At 45.0% G+C, this 2567-nt stretch carries 3 protein-coding genes and 1 pseudogene; all 4 read right to left on the minus strand.

Translation table 11 applies throughout. The features are described 5' to 3' along the window. Nucleotides 1-857: isocitrate/isopropylmalate family dehydrogenase (locus QAS77_RS11490; protein WP_305065699.1), on the minus strand; the 857-nt coding region annotated here is incomplete at its 3' end. 16 nt (nucleotides 858-873) lie between these two features. Then, nucleotides 874-1734, minus strand: a complete 861-nt coding sequence (locus QAS77_RS11495; RefSeq protein ID WP_305065695.1) for a DUF7714 family protein — start codon at nucleotides 1732-1734, stop codon at nucleotides 874-876. Nucleotides 1735-1742: 8 nt separating this feature from the next. After that, nucleotides 1743-2234 carry a LeuD/DmdB family oxidoreductase small subunit gene (locus QAS77_RS11500; RefSeq protein ID WP_305065697.1) on the minus strand — a complete coding sequence of 164 codons (492 nt, stop codon included), beginning with the start codon at nucleotides 2232-2234 and terminating at the stop codon, nucleotides 1743-1745. 83 nt (nucleotides 2235-2317) lie between these two features. Next, a pseudogene (locus QAS77_RS11505) lies at nucleotides 2318-2567 on the minus strand (UTP--glucose-1-phosphate uridylyltransferase); the annotation flags it as partial.

Genomic DNA, 2567 nt, shown 5'->3' on the forward strand with positions numbered 1-2567 from the left:
TAGCCCATCCATTCAAGCATCATCTTCAAACTAAGGATAGCCGCAATTGGATTTGCGATCCCTTTTCCTGCGATATCCGGAGCACTGCCATGTACCGGTTCAAAAAAAGCATATTTATCGCCGATATTTGCACTGGGCACAAGACCAAGGCTGCCGACAAGGGCTGCCGACATGTCACTGAGTATATCACCAAAAAGATTAGTGGTCACCACCACATCATACCTTTCAGGATATGACATCAGACTATATGACATCGCATCCACAAGCATATCCCCGTACTCCACGCCTTCAGAGGCAGCAACCTCCCGGCAAACACCAAGGAAAAGTGTATCGGATTTCAAAACGTTGGATTTGTGTACGATGGTAAGCTCATTCTTTCTCTCTTTTGCCAGTTTACAGGCACTTCTTGCAATACGCTCGGACCCTTTACGTGACACGACCCGCTTTGTGTATGCCACATCATCGTGTATCTCTTCGATGGAAGAATACATCCCTTCAGTGTTCTCCCTCACAATCACAAAATTAAAATCATTCTTTCCTGTCACACCGATCAACCCGGGAAGCGGTTTTATCGGGCGGATATTAGCATACATGTCAAGTTCCTTACGAATGGTAAGAAGAACACTTTTGTAATTCGGATCAGGAGGGGTGGTGATCGCACCGAATAGAACACAATCACAGCTTTTCAGTATTTCGAGATCGTTCTCATCAATGGCAACACCGTATTTTTCCCATTTACCATATCCAAGTTCAAGCGGAACCTTCTCAATGGGAAGGTCAAGCGCATCAAGAACCTCTACTGCCGCAGGAATTACCTCTTTCCCGATACCATCGCCTTCAACTATCGCAACCCTCATTTTTTTAACCATAAGATCATGCCCTTTTCTTTGCAATATCAAGCGTCAGGTCCCTGACGGCCTCTGAAACGAAATACTCCGAAGCACCCCAGTGGACCACTGCCCCTTCCACCCCATTGATGGTGACCCTTCCTGACTTTTCCGAACGGCAACATCGGGTGATGAAAGGCTTTGTCGGTTTGAAAATATCGGATTTGAAAGGACAGATGTTCACCATTGAATAGCTGATATCAGGAAAACGCGTCTCGAAAAGTTTTTTTGAGATCTCACAGCCAACAAGCAATGCCCCATCTTCCATGACAGAATCGCAATCAAGGAACTTGCCCTTCAGACCGGAACATGAGCATGGGAACACAGTGTTCTCACCCTCGAACTGTGAAAGATCAATGACATTCTCGGTAAAACGAACTCCAAGGTCCCCGAAAATACCACTCGTTTCGAGCCGTCTTATAACATGGGAAAGCCACGAAGGGACCGGAGGTATGACATCGACTATCTCGATCTCTACTATTTCAGATAATGACGGGCAGTGGACAAAGGTCACGTGATTATCAACGCCTGTAAAAATTACAGTGTTCACATCGCCTTTGCACAATTCCACCGCTGTATCGATAAGAAGTGTCCTGTCCTTTATGTTCAGTTGCCGTTCATATTTTATGACCTGTCCCTTCGAAGCGATAAGCTCAATGCTCTCAATTTCACGCAGAAGGTCAGTTCCTTTCTTATTCACATGATAAACGGAATATTCGATCTCAGACTCACTTATTTGATCTTCAACGATCATGTAGTCCGAAAGGAAATAGATGATATCCTCATGCACTTCATCAGGGGATATCCCGGTCACACCGACACACTTGTACTCATCAGGAAATATCATAATATCATTTATTGGTCCTTTTTCTGTAAAGCCTTCCTGTGCTCTACAAGACCACCATCGGTCAATATCTCAAGAAGGAAATCAGGAAGCGTGTTGCCTTTGAACACTTTACCGTTAACGATCACCAATCCTTCATACAGATCGACCTCAACAGTATCACCTTCATTGCACTCAATATCAGCTTCCATGAGAGGAAGACCTACATTGATAGCATTACGGAAGAAGATACGACCAAAGAACTTAGCGATAACGCAGGAAACGCCCGCATATTTTAAAGCAAGAGCTGCCTGCTCCCTTGAAGAACCGCAACCAAAATTGCTTCCGCCAACGACCACATCGCCTTTGCGGACGTTCTTCGAAAAATCAGGATCGATGCCCTCCATCACATGGTCAGCGAAAACCTGCATATCAGTTGTCCTGAGATACTTACCAGGGATAATGACATCAGTATCGACATCATCGCCGAACACCCACGTTTTTCCTTTGATCTTACTTTCCAATGTTTTCACCTGAAGAGTAGGTTTTACACAATGATATTAGTAAGTAGCGGAAAAAAAGAATATTTGATGGGGATTACAGACGATCACATATCTGGAATGGTCTTCAGATAGTCCCTTACCTTAGGCCCGAAGTCCTCATTACATATCGCAAAATCAATGACCGCCTGCACATACCCGAACTTGTCCCCGGTATCATATCGCTTCCCTGCAAACTTGTAAGCATAGACCTTCTGCATATCATTGAGCATGCGTATACCGTCTGTGAGCTGGATCTCCCCACCAACGCCCGCTCCGGCATCTTTGATACAATCGAATATCTCAGGAGTGAACACA

The organism is Methanococcoides sp. (assembly GCF_030594565.1).
GTDB lineage: Archaea > Halobacteriota > Methanosarcinia > Methanosarcinales > Methanosarcinaceae > Methanococcoides > Methanococcoides seepicolus.